17 protein-coding genes are annotated in these 14,872 nt (G+C 52.0%); 11 read left to right on the top strand and 6 right to left on the bottom strand.

The window, feature by feature from the left end:
- The first annotated feature begins 2 nt into the window (after window positions 1–2).
- From Q3A88_RS17605 to Q3A88_RS17595, 3 genes are all read left to right on the top strand, one after another.
- On the top strand, window positions 3–260 hold the full coding sequence (locus tag Q3A88_RS17605) for a hypothetical protein (protein ID WP_317178359.1): 258 nt from the start codon (window positions 3–5) through the stop codon (window positions 258–260).
- Window positions 257–805: a hypothetical protein gene (locus Q3A88_RS17600; protein WP_317178358.1), complete on the top strand. Its 549-nt coding sequence runs from the start codon at window positions 257–259 to the stop codon at window positions 803–805. Before Q3A88_RS17605 ends, Q3A88_RS17600 begins: the two co-directional genes overlap by 4 nt.
- Before the next feature lie 193 nt (window positions 806–998).
- Window positions 999–1,490, top strand: coding sequence for a hypothetical protein (locus Q3A88_RS17595; RefSeq protein ID WP_317178357.1), 492 nt, complete (start codon window positions 999–1,001; stop codon window positions 1,488–1,490).
- 295 nt (window positions 1,491–1,785) lie between these two features.
- Here the strand turns inward: Q3A88_RS17595 and pspC are convergent, their stop codons facing one another.
- From pspC to pspA, 3 genes are all read right to left on the bottom strand, one after another.
- Window positions 1,786–2,151 (bottom strand): envelope stress response membrane protein PspC, encoded by a 366-nt coding sequence (gene pspC / locus Q3A88_RS17590; RefSeq protein WP_039496625.1) that lies wholly within the window; start codon window positions 2,149–2,151, stop codon window positions 1,786–1,788.
- Complete coding sequence (pspB, locus tag Q3A88_RS17585) at window positions 2,151–2,375, bottom strand: envelope stress response membrane protein PspB (protein ID WP_010276759.1); 225 nt, start codon at window positions 2,373–2,375, stop codon at window positions 2,151–2,153. Before pspB ends, pspC begins: the two co-directional genes overlap by 1 nt.
- Before the next feature lie 80 nt (window positions 2,376–2,455).
- Window positions 2,456–3,121 carry a phage shock protein PspA gene (gene pspA, locus Q3A88_RS17580; RefSeq protein ID WP_110163937.1) on the bottom strand — a complete coding sequence of 222 codons (666 nt, stop codon included), beginning with the start codon at window positions 3,119–3,121 and terminating at the stop codon, window positions 2,456–2,458.
- 225 nt (window positions 3,122–3,346) lie between these two features.
- Here pspA and pspF point away from each other — a divergent pair, with 225 nt between their 5' ends.
- Window positions 3,347–4,336 carry a phage shock protein operon transcriptional activator gene (gene pspF, locus Q3A88_RS17575; protein WP_110163938.1) on the top strand — a complete coding sequence of 330 codons (990 nt, stop codon included), beginning with the start codon at window positions 3,347–3,349 and terminating at the stop codon, window positions 4,334–4,336.
- 71 nt (window positions 4,337–4,407) lie between these two features.
- Here the strand turns inward: pspF and Q3A88_RS17570 are convergent, their stop codons facing one another.
- From Q3A88_RS17570 to Q3A88_RS17560, 3 genes are all read right to left on the bottom strand, one after another.
- Complete coding sequence (locus tag Q3A88_RS17570) at window positions 4,408–5,937, bottom strand: cellulase family glycosylhydrolase (protein ID WP_317178356.1); 1,530 nt, start codon at window positions 5,935–5,937, stop codon at window positions 4,408–4,410.
- A gap of 368 nt (window positions 5,938–6,305) precedes the next feature.
- Entirely contained in the window at window positions 6,306–6,794 is a 489-nt protein-coding gene (locus tag Q3A88_RS17565; RefSeq protein WP_317178355.1) for an RES family NAD+ phosphorylase, read from the bottom strand.
- The gene (locus Q3A88_RS17560; protein ID WP_317178354.1) at window positions 6,791–7,231 is read right to left on the bottom strand and encodes an antitoxin Xre/MbcA/ParS toxin-binding domain-containing protein; all 441 of its coding nucleotides are present in this window, start codon (window positions 7,229–7,231) and stop codon (window positions 6,791–6,793) included. Before Q3A88_RS17560 ends, Q3A88_RS17565 begins: the two co-directional genes overlap by 4 nt.
- A gap of 171 nt (window positions 7,232–7,402) precedes the next feature.
- Here Q3A88_RS17560 and sapA point away from each other — a divergent pair, with 171 nt between their 5' ends.
- The 7 genes from sapA to Q3A88_RS17525 all read left to right on the top strand — a co-directional run bounded on the left by sapA (window position 7,403) and on the right by Q3A88_RS17525 (window position 14,683).
- Window positions 7,403–9,091, top strand: a complete 1,689-nt coding sequence (gene sapA / locus Q3A88_RS17555) for an ABC transporter substrate-binding protein SapA (RefSeq protein WP_317178353.1) — start codon at window positions 7,403–7,405, stop codon at window positions 9,089–9,091.
- Entirely contained in the window at window positions 9,088–10,053 is a 966-nt protein-coding gene (sapB, locus tag Q3A88_RS17550; RefSeq protein WP_014915699.1) for a putrescine export ABC transporter permease SapB, read from the top strand. Before sapA ends, sapB begins: the two co-directional genes overlap by 4 nt.
- Window positions 10,040–10,930 (top strand): putrescine export ABC transporter permease SapC, encoded by an 891-nt coding sequence (gene sapC / locus Q3A88_RS17545; RefSeq protein ID WP_317178352.1) that lies wholly within the window; start codon window positions 10,040–10,042, stop codon window positions 10,928–10,930. The genes sapB and sapC overlap by 14 nt, the downstream gene beginning before the upstream one ends.
- A 16-nt stretch (window positions 10,931–10,946) precedes the next feature.
- Window positions 10,947–11,939, top strand: coding sequence for a putrescine export ABC transporter ATP-binding protein SapD (gene sapD / locus Q3A88_RS17540; RefSeq protein WP_233991119.1), 993 nt, complete (start codon window positions 10,947–10,949; stop codon window positions 11,937–11,939).
- The gene (sapF, locus tag Q3A88_RS17535) at window positions 11,939–12,754 is read left to right on the top strand and encodes a putrescine export ABC transporter ATP-binding protein SapF (RefSeq protein ID WP_010276730.1); all 816 of its coding nucleotides are present in this window, start codon (window positions 11,939–11,941) and stop codon (window positions 12,752–12,754) included. Before sapD ends, sapF begins: the two co-directional genes overlap by 1 nt.
- Before the next feature lie 193 nt (window positions 12,755–12,947).
- Entirely contained in the window at window positions 12,948–13,736 is a 789-nt protein-coding gene (fabI, locus tag Q3A88_RS17530) for an enoyl-ACP reductase FabI (RefSeq protein WP_010276729.1), read from the top strand.
- Between the two features lie 389 nt (window positions 13,737–14,125).
- On the top strand, window positions 14,126–14,683 hold the full coding sequence (locus Q3A88_RS17525; protein ID WP_317178351.1) for an inclusion body family protein: 558 nt from the start codon (window positions 14,126–14,128) through the stop codon (window positions 14,681–14,683).
- The last annotated feature ends 189 nt before the right edge of the window (window positions 14,684–14,872 follow it).

Here is a 14,872-nt window from a genome sequence, read left to right as displayed (position 1 = left end):
CAGTGAGTACAAAAAAACCTGGTTTTAGTACGCTTTTCTATCTAATGGCAGGCTGCTTCCTGGCGCTCTCCAGCACGGTGGCACTCGTCTATTTTGGGGTATGGCTCTACTATCAGTTTATCCTGCAAATGCCATCAGGTATGTATTGGCAACCTTTACTGACTAAGGCTCTGCGAATTGGCATCGCTTCAGGGCCAGTCATTGGCCTGGGTGTCTGGATACATATGCGCATGGAATACAGTAAAGGAGATAAACGGTGAAACGGTTGCTGCGTTCTGCGAACGCAGCGGTCATTCTGACCGCTGCGGGATGTGCCTTTATTCCAGACCATACTTTTTTCGTCCCCCCACCTCAACGTGCTCATGCCCCATGGCTGAGGATTGTCGATAACACTGAGCAAACCAGTCTTTATCAAATGCTCAATGGTGAAAGCAAAGGTGGACTGATACGCTCCAGTGAGTGGGTATTACAGAATACAGTGGATCGGGGGATGCCAAAAGTTGCCGGAGAGAAATACAATATTGACTACTACGAAACGCAACTCATTGCAGGTGCAGAAACCGAAGTAGTCAATGTTTACGTTGAAGGTAAGCATACCTGCCTTGTGGATACTTATTTCACGCCGGAAGAAGGGAAGCTTTATCAGTTCCAGTTGGAAACCGATACATTGCGGTTCCGCTGTCGCGTTCATGCCAGTGAAATCGTGAAAGACAGTAATGGTATGTGGCAGTTGAAGCCATTAAATACGGTACGTTACACAGCTAAGGCAGGCAGTAGCTGGCATCCGATGCACAGTGGCATGTAATTTTTAAATATCAAAGCATAGTTGTACTGGATAAAAACTGGGTGCCTGAATTTGGCACCGTTTTCACCTGGTTTGCGATGGACAAACACGGCAGAATCGCCGTTATGGTAAATAACTGCTTTGGCAATTTACCTGATGCCCTTCTTGCAATCGCTGATGCTGAATCATTACTCGATCAACTAAATGATTACTTATGGGAAGAATCACAGATGAACTGCGTGACAGCCCTGTTCTGATGAAGTTTGTTTATCTCCTTTCAACCGAGCTTAAATCTAACCCTGAGTATGTCATGCAGGTGCAACGATTAACGCTGGATCAATCGAAACCGTTTATGGGACTCAAAGGGACACATGGTCTTTTTGGTTCCAAAGAGTGGTGGGAAAATATCACTCAGGGAAAAATGCGTTTACTGCACAGATCTGGCACGATCACAAGAACCTATGTGGCAGGACAAGATCCCTCTCCGGTAGATAACTGTTTCAGTTTGCTGCTGGATGATGGTTCTGCCATTGAAGAAAGCATTTATAGCCATATCGATGACGAAGATAAAAAGCTGTTCCGCCCGGGAGCCAGGGTGGATATCGTTTATGCACTTGATGAACTTAAGATAACATCAGCCAATGGCGATAAATGTTATTCTGATACCGTGCTGGAAATAGCGATTTCTTTACAACCCATTAAATGATAACGAAATACGCTAATTAAAATAATGACGCCTTTATAATATTGCACTCCCCACCTCTGGTGGGGAGCTTTTAGTCTTAAAATCTGAGCGCAGCGTTACTGTAAAATATCCATTACCTTTCAAACCCATTAGGAATGAAACAAGTGAAAAAGTTACTGCGAAATAATCTGGCAATGATAGCACTCCTCTCTTCAGGCGGTTCTATTATGCCAAACAACTCTTTTTTCATTCCGCCCCATGAAACCAATAACTCTCCGTGGGTACGTATCGTAGATAATACCGAACAGACGAGTATCTACAGGTGACGAAAGCGGTTCTGAACGCCAAACGTATCCGAGGTGACATAGCGCTCGATGCTACGCAGGCGCTGTTCGCTGGCCTGCAAGGTCGCATCCGCCTCATTCAGCAGTTGGCTGGGTGTGCGAGCCGTCTTTTCATCCTCAAATCCCATTCCCGATGGAGCCGGATCGAGCATAAAGGTCAGAATGATGTAAGCCACCATGGTGAAAAAGAACAGGCCGAAAAACATCGACAGCACCACGATTATCCGCAGGAGCTTCACCGGCACGTCAAAATAACGCGCTAAACCAGCACAAACCCCTTTCAGCATGCCTTCTTCCGGTATGCGATATAACGTTTTACCTGACCACGTATTTTTCATTACGATTTTCTCCAGTCCGGGTGTTCTGCATCCAGAATGTCTTCCAGCGCCCTGATACGCTCACGCATACGGTTGGACTCTTCCGTTAAACGTGTCAGACGTTGCATATCGTTTTGTCCCAGTTGAGCACTGTTTTTACGCTGACTGTAATGTAGCCAAAGCCATATCGGTGCCACAAACAACATGAAAATGGTCAGCGGAATGGCAAGAAACAACGCACTCATTGTGTCTCCTTAGTTATTATTCATACGCCGGTGGCTGCCGTTTTCTAACGACAGCCCATCCGATGGCGTTTACGCTCTTATTACTCTGCTGGCTTAACTTTAGCCTTAAGTGCTGCCAACTGCGCGCTGATTTCATCGTCCGCTTTCAGTTCGGCAAACTGCTGATCCAGCGATTTTTGTTTCCCCAATCCGTGGCTTTCAGCTTCGGCTTCCATCGTATCGATACGGCGTTCGAACTGATCGAAACGCGCCATCGCTTCATCCAGCTTACCGCTGTCCAACTGGCGGCGCACATCACGCGACGATGCCGCAGCCTGGTGGCGCAACGTCAGCGCCTGCTGGCGAGCGCGGGTTTCGCTCAATTTGTTTTCCAACTCGCCGATTTCACGCTTCATGCGCTCCAGCGTTTCATCCACGCTTTCGGCTTCATGCTGCAACACCGCGATCAGCTCGGTCAGCTTCTGCTTTTCAATCAGCGCCGCACGGGCCAGATCGTCTTTATCTTTACGCAGCGCCAGCTCGGCTTTTTCCTGCCACTGATCCTGCTGACCGTGCGCTTGTTCAATACGACGGGCAATCTGTTTCTTTTCTGCCAACGCCCGCGCCGAGGTTGAACGCACTTCGACCAGCGTATCTTCCATTTCCTGAATCATCAGCCGCACCAATTTCTGCGGATCTTCAGCTTTATCCAGCAATGAATTGATGTTGGCGTTCACGATGTCGGCAAAACGAGAAAAAATACCCATAATTACATCCTCTTCATGATTTCCAGCGTCTGATTACGCCTGATTTATCACCGTGACCAGCCGAGCCAGTCGCGATCTCCCTATAGGTATATCAATAAGCATGCCAACTTTTAATTCAATTTAACTAACTGAAAATTAAAGAATAGATAATTTTGACTATTTTCCCCTTTCCGCTAGATTAGTCAAATACGCTAACAGTTAGTAAAAATAACACGGTGAAACATCATGCTTCAGGAAAAAGAGAACCTGCTGGGCGAAGCCAACAGCTTTCTGGAGGTTCTGGAACAGGTGTCGCAGTTGGCACAGCTGAATAAGCCCGTGCTGGTGATTGGCGAACGCGGTACCGGTAAAGAGCTGATCGCCAGCCGCCTGCATTACCTTTCCCCGCGTTGGCAAGGGCCGTTCGTTTCCCTCAACTGTGCGGCGCTCAACGAAAATCTGCTCGACTCCGAGCTATTTGGTCATGAAGCCGGGGCTTTTACTGGGGCACAAAAACGCCATCTGGGACGCTTCGAACGCGCCGACGGCGGAACGCTGTTTTTGGATGAGCTGGCCACCGCGCCGATGCTGGTACAGGAAAAATTACTGCGGGTGATCGAATACGGCATGCTGGAGCGCGTCGGCGGCAGAGATCAGCTACAGGTTGACGTGCGTCTGGTGTGCGCGACCAACGACGATCTGCCTGCGCTTGCCGCCAGCGGTAAATTCCGGGCAGACCTGCTCGATCGTCTGGCTTTTGACGTTGTGCAGCTCCCACCGCTGCGTGAACGCCAGCAGGATATCATGCTGCTGGCGGATAATTTCGCGATTCAGATGTGCCGCGAATTGCATCTGCCGCTGTTTCCCGGTTTTACGCCTGCTGCGCGCGAAACGCTGCTGAATTACGATTGGCCGGGCAATATCCGTGAGCTAAAAAACGTGGTTGAACGTTCAGTGTACCGTCACGGCGACAGCGAACAGCCTCTTGATGCCATCATTCTGAATCCTTTCCGCCGAACGCCCGCCGTTCAGGAAACGCCACCGCGTGCGACAACCGGCCAGCCGGATTTACCACTGGAGATGAAACCGTGGCTATTGGAACAAGAGAAAGGCTTGATCGATCGGGCATTAACTCAGGCAAAATTTAACCAGCGTAAAGCCGCTGAGCTGCTGGGATTAACCTATCACCAACTGCGTGGATTGCTAAAGAAACACGACATTGTGGTAAATGAGTGACGGTCTGGAAAGAAAATGCGGGCGAATTAACGCCCGCAGAGTAAATGGGTTAATAGGTTAACAGCACGCGATTACGGCTCTACACCCCATACCAGCGTGCCTTTATCGTGCACGGTGATCTTATCCCAGTTGGCATAACTCGTGACGTTAGCGCCATATGAATAGTCATTCGTTTCATTCACGTTGCTCCAGTCACCCGCGTGGATACGCACCTGCACTTCACCGGTTTCCGCGCCCGGCTGAAGGGAACCGGCTCCGCTGCTGAAGGTCACCAGAACGTAGCGATTGGCTTTGTCGGTGCTGGCGGCTGGCGTCCCTGTGCTGGTCACGATGTTGTGAGGGCCAACGTTCGCCCAGTCAACAAAGAGGTTCGCGCCGGGTTTGCCATCATCGTGGAAGTAGTAACGCACTTGCAGATCGCTCAGTTTGATCGGCGTACTTCCGGTATTTTTGATGTTGACGGCCATACGAATGGCATCATCGGACGGGTTGTTATCCACATTGCGATATTGCAGCACGACGTCACCCGTTGTTCCATTACCTGGGTTAGTCGGTTCCGTTGGCGGAGTCGGCGTATCGCCACCGTTATCGCCATTGCTCAGATCCGCACCCGCGCGAATCTGCTCTCTGACAAATTTGCCCGACGTCGACAGATTCCGCTCTGTCCAGCCACCTGATTTGCTCGCTCCCGGTGCCAGCGCGGCGGATGCCTCAGCTTTGTCGGTGAGCGACCAGTTCACCCAGCTTACGCCGCGGTTATTCAGGAAATCGATCCAGGTCTGCGATTCAGGCAGGAACGGTCCGCCGTTGCCGGACGCATCGCTGGTGCCCCACTCGCTGACGAAAATCGCGGCGCCACGGCTTTGTGCATAGTCAATGCGGTCGCGCAGGAACTGCCCGTGCGTGCCGGCATAGAAATGCAGCGCGTACATCGTATTCGGATCGGGCAGCTGATTATCCGCCGCGTCGTGAATATCCTGACTCCAGGTGCCCGTACCGACGATAATGAGGTTATCGGGATCTTTGCTACGGATGGTGTCAGTCACTTCCAGCGCATAAGGACGAATCTGCCCGTTCCATGTCACGCCACCGTTTGGCTCATTGGCGATTTCATAAATCACGTTCGGCGAGCTGCCATACAGCCCAGCCATTTCGGCAAAGAAGGTTTTTGCCTGTGCTTTATAAATATTGGGATCGTTATCCGACAAGATATGCCAGTCGATGATGATGTAAACGCCGAGGCTTTGCGCCGCTGCAACGGCCTCTTTTACCTTATTGGCGAGGGAGGGATTGGTAATATAACCATCCGCCGCCGTGTACATGGCGACGCGGAATACGTTAATCCCCCAGTCATCACGCAGCCACTTCATCGAATCTTTGTTGACATAGTCGCCAAACCACTGCAAACCGTGCGAACTGATCCCTCTCAGCTGTACCCTTTTCCCCTGTTCATCCACCAGTCGTCCGTTTTCGATGGACAGCTGACCATGCGTTTCTACCGGCGTAGCGGATAATGCTGAAAAGCTGAGCGACATCCCCAGCACCGTTGTTACCACCCCTAACGTCAATTTCCTGACGATTTGATTCCTTCTCATCCACATATTCCTTATCTCCATTGTGAACACCCATGATCTTGGGTGTAGGCATGATAAGGGAGATTTTTGTTCCCGCAAACAATTTAGGAAATATCCCAAACATATTGATTTTATTAATTATTTACAGAGAAATAGAAAGCAAGGTAAGTATCTGGTGAGGTCATTTTGCAGGCAAAAAAAAAGCCAGCACGTCGGCTGGCTAAAATAATACTGGAAGCAATGTGAGCAATGTCGTGCTCTCCTTCAGTGCCTGCGAGAAGCCACCGTCGAAGTGCGAAAATGATGATAATAGTTATCAGTATCATCTGTAAAGCACTTTGTTGAGAATTTTTCTCATTACCATACTGACTATGGGGTTCCTGCCGATGGCAAACCTAGTGTCCTACCGGATTAAACAGCCTATGACTGTAGAAATCCGGGATCGCCTCAATCAGACGTAGCTGGCTTAACGCGGGATGTAGCGGGTTAATCAGCGCATTACGCATGCTGCCAAATGGCTTAACCGCGCTGGTCGGTACCCAAATCACCAGCGATTGCCCTGCGTTCAGGCAGCGCGATCCCAGTGCTTGCACGTCCGGCATAAACGGATAGCGATGCCAGTCTTCAGGCAGCATGTCCAGCGTGATGGATTCTTGCGGAACGTCATCCGGCAGTTCATACACGCCCAAACGATAGCTGGCGGGCAGCAACTGCGGCGAAGGAAGATAATTCCCCATTTCCAGCATCGCGACGGCGGGCGTTTCACTGAAATAGAGCACTGGGGTGTTGGGCTGATTGAAACGCGCACCGTGCTGGAAGCTTACGCCCGTTTGTCCTGAAAACGACTCCAGCCAGACCGCTTTAGTAATGCGGTAAAGCCTCATATAAATTCGCCGTATTCAATACGATTCAGCGCGTTATCAACCAACTGACGCCCTTTGTGCGTATCCAGCATTTCCGCCGGCGTTTTTCCGCCAAAGGCCGGAATGCCGCTCTCCATCCACAGTTGCGCCTTCGCTTCATCTTCAAACGTTGTCATGGCTTTCAGCCACAAACGGAACGTCTCCAGCGCCGCTTCGCCCTGCTCCAGCGTTAAATGCTTACGACGGAATAAGCGGGAGATATTAGACGGGTCGACGGACAGTGCCGAGCCAATCAGCTTACGGCTTAGCCCGCTGGCATCCGCACCGCGCTTCAGCATCGCGCCGGAGATCCCACCGCGCACGACATTAACGAACATCAACGGGTCATGGAAAACGCCATCAGGCAACTCGGCTTCACGAGCAAAGTTTTCAACTCTAAGACTGATTTCTGCATTCATAGTTATTTCCTCGTCATTGTGACTTAACTATAGCATTCATTATGACGTTTTCAATCATTCGTCTGGTGGCTCAAACGGTTGGAAAGTCGCCAGACGCGCATAACAAGAGTGGGGAGGATGCCAAGAGTGCGATACACTCTGTGTATAACCGTCTTGACTGAAAAATCCCGTATGTTCGGAAAAACCTGTTTTGCACTGGCACTCACCTGGCTGACGTTGCCTGCACTGGCCGCACTGCCGTCCGTGCTAACGCCGCCTGCTCCGCTGGAAAATATTCGCCAGAGCGGTTTTGTCTATTGCGTCAATGATGTCCTGAACACATTTAATCCGCAGATGGCGCGCAGCGGTGTCACCATTGATACGCTGGCGGCGCAGCTTTACGATCGCCTGCTGGATGTCGATCCTTATACCTATCGTCTGATGCCAGAACTGGCTCAGCGCTGGGAAGTCTCGGACAACGGTTCGACATACCGTTTCTACCTGCGCCGCGATGTGCCGTTTCAGCACACCGCCTGGTTCAGCCCAACCCGCAATATGAACGCCGACGACGTGATATTCAGCTTCCAGCGCATGCTGGACGAAAAGCACCCGTATCATGATGTCAACGGCGGCGAATATCCCTATTTCGACAGCCTGCAATTCGCCGATTCGGTGCAAAGCATCCGCAAGCTGGGCGAGTACAGTATTGAAATCCGGCTCAACAGCCCGGATGCGTCTTTCCTCTGGCATCTGGCCACGCACTACGCACCGATTCTGTCCGCGGAATACGCGCAGCGTCTGGCAAAAGAGGACAAAAAGGAACTGCTGGATCGCGAACCGGTCGGCACCGGTCCTTATCTGCTCGATGAATACCGCAACGGGCAATACATTCGCCTGACGCGCAACGGCGACTATTGGCGCGGCCTGCCACGCATGCGGCAGGTCGTTGTCGATCTCGGCTCCGGCGGGACAGGCCGTTTATCCAAGCTGCTGACGGGTGAATGTGATGTCCTCGCCTATCCGGCGGCCAGCCAGTTGACGATCCTGCGTAACGACCCCCGTCTGCGTCTCTCGCTGCGTCCCGGCATGAACGTCGCCTACCTGGCCTTCAACGTGCGTAAGCCACCGCTGGACGACCGCCGCGTGCGGGAAGCCATCGCACTGGCGATCAATAACGACAGGCTGATGCAGTCGATTTATTACGGCACGGCGGAAACCGCGGCGTCTATTCTGCCCCGTGCATCGTGGGCGTACGACAATGAATCGCAGATTACGGAATATAACCCGCAAAAAGCGCGACAAATCTTGCAGGAACTGGGGCTGACTAACCTCAACCTGCGCCTGTGGGTGCCCAGCGCTTCACAGTCCTACAACCCTAGCCCGCTGAAAACGGCAGAACTGATACAGGCCGATCTGGCGCAAATTGGCGTCACCGTGACCATCGTTCCGGTAGAAGGCCGTTTTCAGGAAGCGCGACTGATGGAGCTTAGCCACGATTTAACGCTGGCAGGCTGGGCAACGGACAGTAACGACCCGGACAGTTTTTTCCGACCGCTGTTAAGCTGCGCGGCGATTCGCTCCCAGAGCAACTACGCGCACTGGTGCGATCCCACGTTTGATGAAGTGCTGCAAAACGCGCTCTCTTCACAGCAGCTTTCTAAGCGGATTGACTATTATCAGCAGGCACAGCGCATTCTGGCGGAACAGTTACCCGTTCTGCCGCTGGCATCGTCATTACGACTGCTGGCTTACCGCTATGACATGAAAGGGCTGGTATTGAGTCCCTTCGGCAATGCCTCGTTCGCGGGCGTCTTCCGCGAAGATCAACAGGCGCAGCAGAAGCCTTCTGCACCGGAAACCGTGGAGGAAGCACAGCCGTGATTATCTTTACCTTGCGACGTCTGGTGTTACTGATAGTGACCTTGTCACTGCTGACGCTGGTTGGCTTTAGCCTCAGCTACTACACGCCCAACGCCCCGCTCAACGGCGCAGCGCTGTTTGATGCCTATCACTTTTACCTCACCAGCCTGCTTCAGGGAGATTTCGGTCGCTCCAGCATTAACGGACAGGCCATCAGCGAGCTGCTGAAAGAAGTGTTCCCAGCCACGATCGAGCTTTGCCTTTTGGCATTTGCGCTCTCGCTGCTGGTCGGTATTCCGCTGGGGATTACCGCTGGCGTGATGCAGAATCGCGGCGCGGACATTGTGATCAGCACGCTGGCGCTCATCGGCTTCTCTCTTCCGGTGTTCTGGCTAGCGCTGCTGCTGACGCTCTTCTTCTCGCTGCACCTCGGCTGGCTGCCGGTTTCAGGCCGCTTCGACCTGCTCTATCAGGTGAAAACCGTCACCGGATTTGCATTGATTGACGCCTGGCTGTCAGATTCGCCACATCGCGGTGAAATGATCGTCAGCGCCATTCGCCACCTGATTTTACCGATTACCGTGCTGGCCGTCGGGCCGACCACCGAAGTGATCCGCCTGATGCGCGTCAGCACCACGGAAATTATTAGCAAAAACTACATTAAAGCGGCAGCGACTCGCGGGCTGTCGCGCTTTACGATCATTCGTCGTCACCTGATTCACAACGCGCTGCCGCCGATTATTCCCAAGCTAGGGTTACAATTTTCCACCATGTTGACGCTGACGATGATTACCGAAGTGGTCTTTAACTGGCCGGGTATAGGTCGCTGGCTGGTGAACGCCATTCGCCAGCAGGACTTCGCGGCAATTTCTGCGGGCGTAATGGTGGTTGGTGCGATGGTCATCACGGTCAACATTCTGTCCGATATTTGGGGCGCCATGGCGAATCCGTTGAAACATAAGGAATGGTATGCCCTACGATAATGTTTATAGCGAAAAGCGGCTGCCTAGCCGACTAGGCGATACCTGGCGGGTATTCCATCAGGACATGCTGGCGATGATTGGGCTATACGGCTTTCTGATCCTGATTGGCCTGTGTCTGTTCGGTAAATTTCTCGCGCCTTATGAAGTTGACCAGCAATTTTTGGGCTATCAATTGCTCCCCCCTTCCTGGTCGCACTACGGTGAAGTGTCGTTCTTTCTCGGCACCGACGATTTAGGCCGCGACCAGCTAAGTCGCCTGCTGAGCGGTGCAGCGCCGACCGTCGGCGCATCGCTCATCGTCACCTACGCGGCAGCGCTGTGCGGCATCGTGCTGGGCGTCTTTGCGGGCGTCACGCGCGGGCTGCGCTCTGCGATGCTCAACCATATTCTGGATACGCTGCTGTCCATTCCGTCGCTGCTGCTGGCGATTGTGGTGATCGCTTTTATCGGCCCCAAGCTAGAACACGCGATGCTCGCCGTCTGGTTGGCGCTCTTGCCACGTATGGTGCGAACTATTTACAGCGCCGTACACGATGAAATGGATAAAGAGTACGTGATCGCCGCGCGTCTTGACGGCGCGTCCACATTTTATCTGGTGTGGTACGTCGTGCTGCCCAATATCGCCGCGCTGCTGGTTTCTGAGTTTACCCGCGCGCTGTCGATTGCCATTCTGGATATTGCCGCGCTGGGCTTTCTCGATTTGGGCGCGCAGCTGCCGACGACCGAATGGGGCGCCCTGCTTGGCAACTCGCTGGAGCTGGTTTATGCCGCTCCCTGGACCGTCATGCTGCCCGGCGCGGCTATCGCGCTGAGCGTGTTAATCGTCAACCTGCTGGGCGACGGCATCCACCGCGCGCTCGTCGCGGAAACGGAATAAGAGGCGACAACTCCCTATGCCATTACTTGATATCCGTAACCTGACGATTGAATTTCTGACCGCCGAGGGCGCGGTAAAAGCCGTCGACCGCGTCAGTATGACGCTGAGTGAAGGTGAAATTCGCGGGCTGGTCGGCGAATCCGGTTCCGGTAAAAGCCTGATCGCTAAAGCCATTTGCGGGATCACCAAAGAAAACTGGCGCGTGACAGCCGATCGCTTCCGCTTCAATGATATCGACCTGCTGCAACTGTCGTCACACGAGCGGCGTAAGCTGGTCGGCCATAACGTCTCCATGATTTTCCAAGAGCCGCAATCCTGTCTCGATCCGTCCGAAAGCGTCGGTAAGCAACTGGTACAGGCGATTCCGGGCTGGACGTACAAAGGCCGCTGGTGGCAGCGGTTTAACTGGCGCAAACGCCGTGCAATTGAACTGCTGCACCGCGTCGGGATTAAAGATCACAAAGATATTATGGGCAGCTATCCCTATGAGCTGAGCGACGGCGAGTGTCAGAAGGTGATGATTGCTATCGCGCTGGCGAACCAACCGCGCCTGTTGATTGCCGATGAACCGACCAACGCGATGGAATCCACCACGCAGGCGCAGATTTTCCGCCTGCTGTCGCGCCTGAACCAGAACAATAACACGACGATTCTGCTCATTAGCCATGACCTGCAAACCATGAGCAAATGGGCCGACCGGATCAACGTGCTCTATTGTGGGCAGACGGTGGAGAGCGCCACCTGTGAAGATTTGATCACCGCGCCACGCCATCCTTATACGCAAGCGCTGATTCGCGCAATGCCCGATTTCGGTCGTTCTCTGCCGCACAAAAGCCGACTGAACACCCTGAACGGAGCGATCCCCTCGCTGGAGCACCTGCCGATTGGCTGCCGGCTTGGCCCACGCTGCCCGTATTCGCAAAAGCAGTGTATGCAAACGCCGCCGCTGCTTTCCGTTAAGAACCACTTATATGCCTGCCACTTCCCGCTCAACATGGAGGAACCGTAATGGTTGAGATGCTGCTTGAAGCCCGCAACCTGACCAAGACGTTCCGCTATCGGACCGGGCTATTCCGCCGTCAGCATGTTGAGGCGGTGAAATCCGTCAGCTTTACGCTGCGTGAACGGCAAACACTCGCCATCATCGGTGAGAACGGATCGGGAAAATCAACGCTGGCTAAAATGCTGTCGGGCATGATCGCGCCGACGTCTGGCGAGCTGGTTATCGACGATCATCCGCTGCACTACGGCGATTACCGCTACCGCAGCCAGCGCATCCGCATGATCTTTCAGGATGCGAGCAATGCCCTCAATCCGCGCCAGCGCATCGGTCAACTGCTGGATGTCCCGCTGCGGCTGAATACCGATCTCAGCGCCGAAGCGCGTGAAAGAGCGATTAATCAGGCGCTGCATCAGGTCGGGCTACGTCCCGATCACGCTTATTACTATCCACATGCACTTGCGCCGGGGCAAAAACAACGTGTCGGTCTGGCGCGGGCGCTGATCCTGCAACCGAAAGTGATTGTCGCCGATGAGGCACTGGCATCACTGGATATGTCTATGCGGTCACAGATTATCAATCTGATGCTGGAGTTACAGGAAAAGCACGGTATCTCTTATATTTACGTGACGCAGCATCTGGGCATGATGAAACACATCAGCGACCAGATTCTGGTGATGCAGGCTGGCGAAGTGGTCGAACGCGGCAGTACCGCCGATGTGTTGTCCGCCCCGCTCCATGACCTGACGAAACGTTTGATTGCCAGCCACTTCGGTGAAGCGCTCAGCGCCGACGCCTGGCGACGCGACGGCGCACAACGTTAATCTCCGCGCACTACGGCAGCATCCCCGAGACAGCCACAGGGCTGTGGAAAAAGGCGGATACTGCTCGGAGTACCCCTACCGTCCCCAACATGGTAGAATTGCGCGGTTTATTCATCTCGGTCGTCACTTGCCACGTAGGTTTACGGGTACAAAGGTGGCGATCGCAGCAACAATGATCACAAGGATTACTGCTATGGGTTTTCTTACCGGTAAGCGCATTCTGGTAACAGGTGTTGCCAGCAACCGTTCTATTGCCTACGGTATTGCACAAGCAATGCAGCGCGAAGGTGCCGAACTGGCCTTCACGTATCAGAACGACAAATTGAAAGCACGCGTTGAAGGCTTTGCCAGCGAACTGGGTTCCAGCATCGTTCTGCCGTGTGATGTCGCTGAAGATGCCAGCATCGAAGCACTGTTTACCGAACTGGCTAACGTATGGCCGAACTTTGATGGCTTCGTGCACTCCATTGCTTACGCACCGGGCGACCAACTGGACGGTGACTACGTGGATGCCGTTACCCGTGAAGGTTTCAGCATTTCTCACGATATCAGTTCTTACAGCTTCGTCGCGATGGCGAAAGCCTGCCGTAAAATGCTGAACCCGAACTCTGCGCTGGTTACCCTGTCCTACCTGGGTGCTGAGCGTGCCATCCCTAACTACAACGTCATGGGTTTGGCAAAAGCGTCTCTGGAAGCGAACGTTCGTTACATGGCGAATGCAATGGGTGCTCAGGGCGTGCGCGTTAACGCCATCTCTGCGGGCCCGATTCGTACACTGGCTGCCTCCGGCATCAAAGACTTCAAGAAAATGCTGTCGCATTGCGAAGCCGTTACGCCAATCCGCCGTGTCGTTACCATTGAAGACGTGGGCAACTCTGCTGCGTTCCTGTGTTCCGATCTGGCCGCCGGTATCTCCGGTGAAGTTCTGCACGTTGACGGCGGCTTCAGCATCGCTGCCATGAACGAGCTGGAACTGAAGTAAGTCATCAAAAGTAGCCTATCTCGGATAGGCTACTTCTCCCCTACAAAGCACATCTATTCACTATCCTCTTCTTTCCTTAATTGCCGTTATTCAAAAAACATCTCCTGTCACTCAAGCTATTGATGACATTCTCAATTTCACCCATTACATTTAATATAACCATTTCAAGTAAAATAATTAAATAATAAATCAAGAAATTAAAAACGATTTATTTAAAAATTAATTTCATTGCTAGTTAATTATTTTTGGTAATACAATCACTTCGTACTTGTAAAAATAAAGTAAAATAAATATTATGAAATCCGAGTAAGTTAAATTCCTTCCTCAACCAAATTAAATCGCCTGCTATGCAATTCCTATTGTGTATATTATTAAAATAAGGACGTTCCATGAGTAATAGTAATGAGTTGAATTCAACTAATAATGTCATTAACGTTATTGTTATTATCGACACAGATCGTGTTATGAGCGACTTTTCATTCAGTGCTGCCAGCAAGGATCAAGCCCATCCAACGCCAATTGGTCATCAGTATTCCTATATGGTTGCCCCTAACCAGTCTGTCGTCTCAGGGGAAGGGACTGGCGATCTCAACATTAAAGCAAATCGTGATGATGTTATTCGCTGGACAGGCCTTTCAGAATCTGCCAATTCAGACTCAAGCGTATTGATTTATGGGTTACCGCGATATGCAGGCGACACGGTTTTTACTGGAGTTGAATTTGTTAATAGCGGACGTTTAGAGGCAGAACCTCGGGAAACCAATAATACCTCACCGCTTCCTGTTACGTTCACTGAACAAAAACACTGGTACGCTCAGGCAACAATAAGTAAATTAGGGACAGAACAGTATCAGGTACAATTCGCCTTGTATTATCGTCCACATGGCGGAAATCAAGAACTCTATGGTTATTTCCAATGGGATCCAACCATCACGGTAAAAAATTAAAAACACATCGCCAGTAATAGCATTATAAAATGGATGGCCGGTTTTTATTGGTCATCCATTTATTTTTTGGTCACGTATTCAACTCGGTGATCGTCAGGTAGAATGTTCATCTGTTTTCCTAAATATTTAGAAGAAGAGCCTGATGGCAACGGTTGAGGTAAAATGCCCGTTTTGTGAGCAAACAGACCC

The organism is Pectobacterium sp. HCp5_1 (genome assembly GCF_032905925.1).
Lineage (GTDB): Bacteria > Pseudomonadota > Gammaproteobacteria > Enterobacterales > Enterobacteriaceae > Pectobacterium > Pectobacterium brasiliense_A.
This window is presented reverse-complemented; position numbering and strand designations above follow the sequence as displayed.

Coding starts and splice junctions, on each gene's coding strand:
- Q3A88_RS17595 (WP_317178357.1), top strand. CDS start 999: ATGGGAAGAATCACAGATGAACTGCGTGACAGCCCTGTTCTGATGAAG.
- pspC (WP_039496625.1), bottom strand. CDS start 2,151: ATGAAAAATACGTGGTCAGGTAAAACGTTATATCGCATACCGGAAGAA.
- pspB (WP_010276759.1), bottom strand. CDS start 2,375: ATGAGTGCGTTGTTTCTTGCCATTCCGCTGACCATTTTCATGTTGTTT.
- pspA (WP_110163937.1), bottom strand. CDS start 3,121: ATGGGTATTTTTTCTCGTTTTGCCGACATCGTGAACGCCAACATCAAT.
- pspF (WP_110163938.1), top strand. CDS start 3,347: ATGCTTCAGGAAAAAGAGAACCTGCTGGGCGAAGCCAACAGCTTTCTG.
- Q3A88_RS17570 (WP_317178356.1), bottom strand. CDS start 5,937: ATGTGGATGAGAAGGAATCAAATCGTCAGGAAATTGACGTTAGGGGTG.
- Q3A88_RS17565 (WP_317178355.1), bottom strand. CDS start 6,794: ATGAGGCTTTACCGCATTACTAAAGCGGTCTGGCTGGAGTCGTTTTCA.
- Q3A88_RS17560 (WP_317178354.1), bottom strand. CDS start 7,231: ATGAATGCAGAAATCAGTCTTAGAGTTGAAAACTTTGCTCGTGAAGCC.
- sapA (WP_317178353.1), top strand. CDS start 7,403: ATGTTCGGAAAAACCTGTTTTGCACTGGCACTCACCTGGCTGACGTTG.
- sapC (WP_317178352.1), top strand. CDS start 10,040: ATGCCCTACGATAATGTTTATAGCGAAAAGCGGCTGCCTAGCCGACTA.
- sapD (WP_233991119.1), top strand. CDS start 10,947: ATGCCATTACTTGATATCCGTAACCTGACGATTGAATTTCTGACCGCC.
- sapF (WP_010276730.1), top strand. CDS start 11,939: ATGGTTGAGATGCTGCTTGAAGCCCGCAACCTGACCAAGACGTTCCGC.
- fabI (WP_010276729.1), top strand. CDS start 12,948: ATGGGTTTTCTTACCGGTAAGCGCATTCTGGTAACAGGTGTTGCCAGC.
- Q3A88_RS17525 (WP_317178351.1), top strand. CDS start 14,126: ATGAGTAATAGTAATGAGTTGAATTCAACTAATAATGTCATTAACGTT.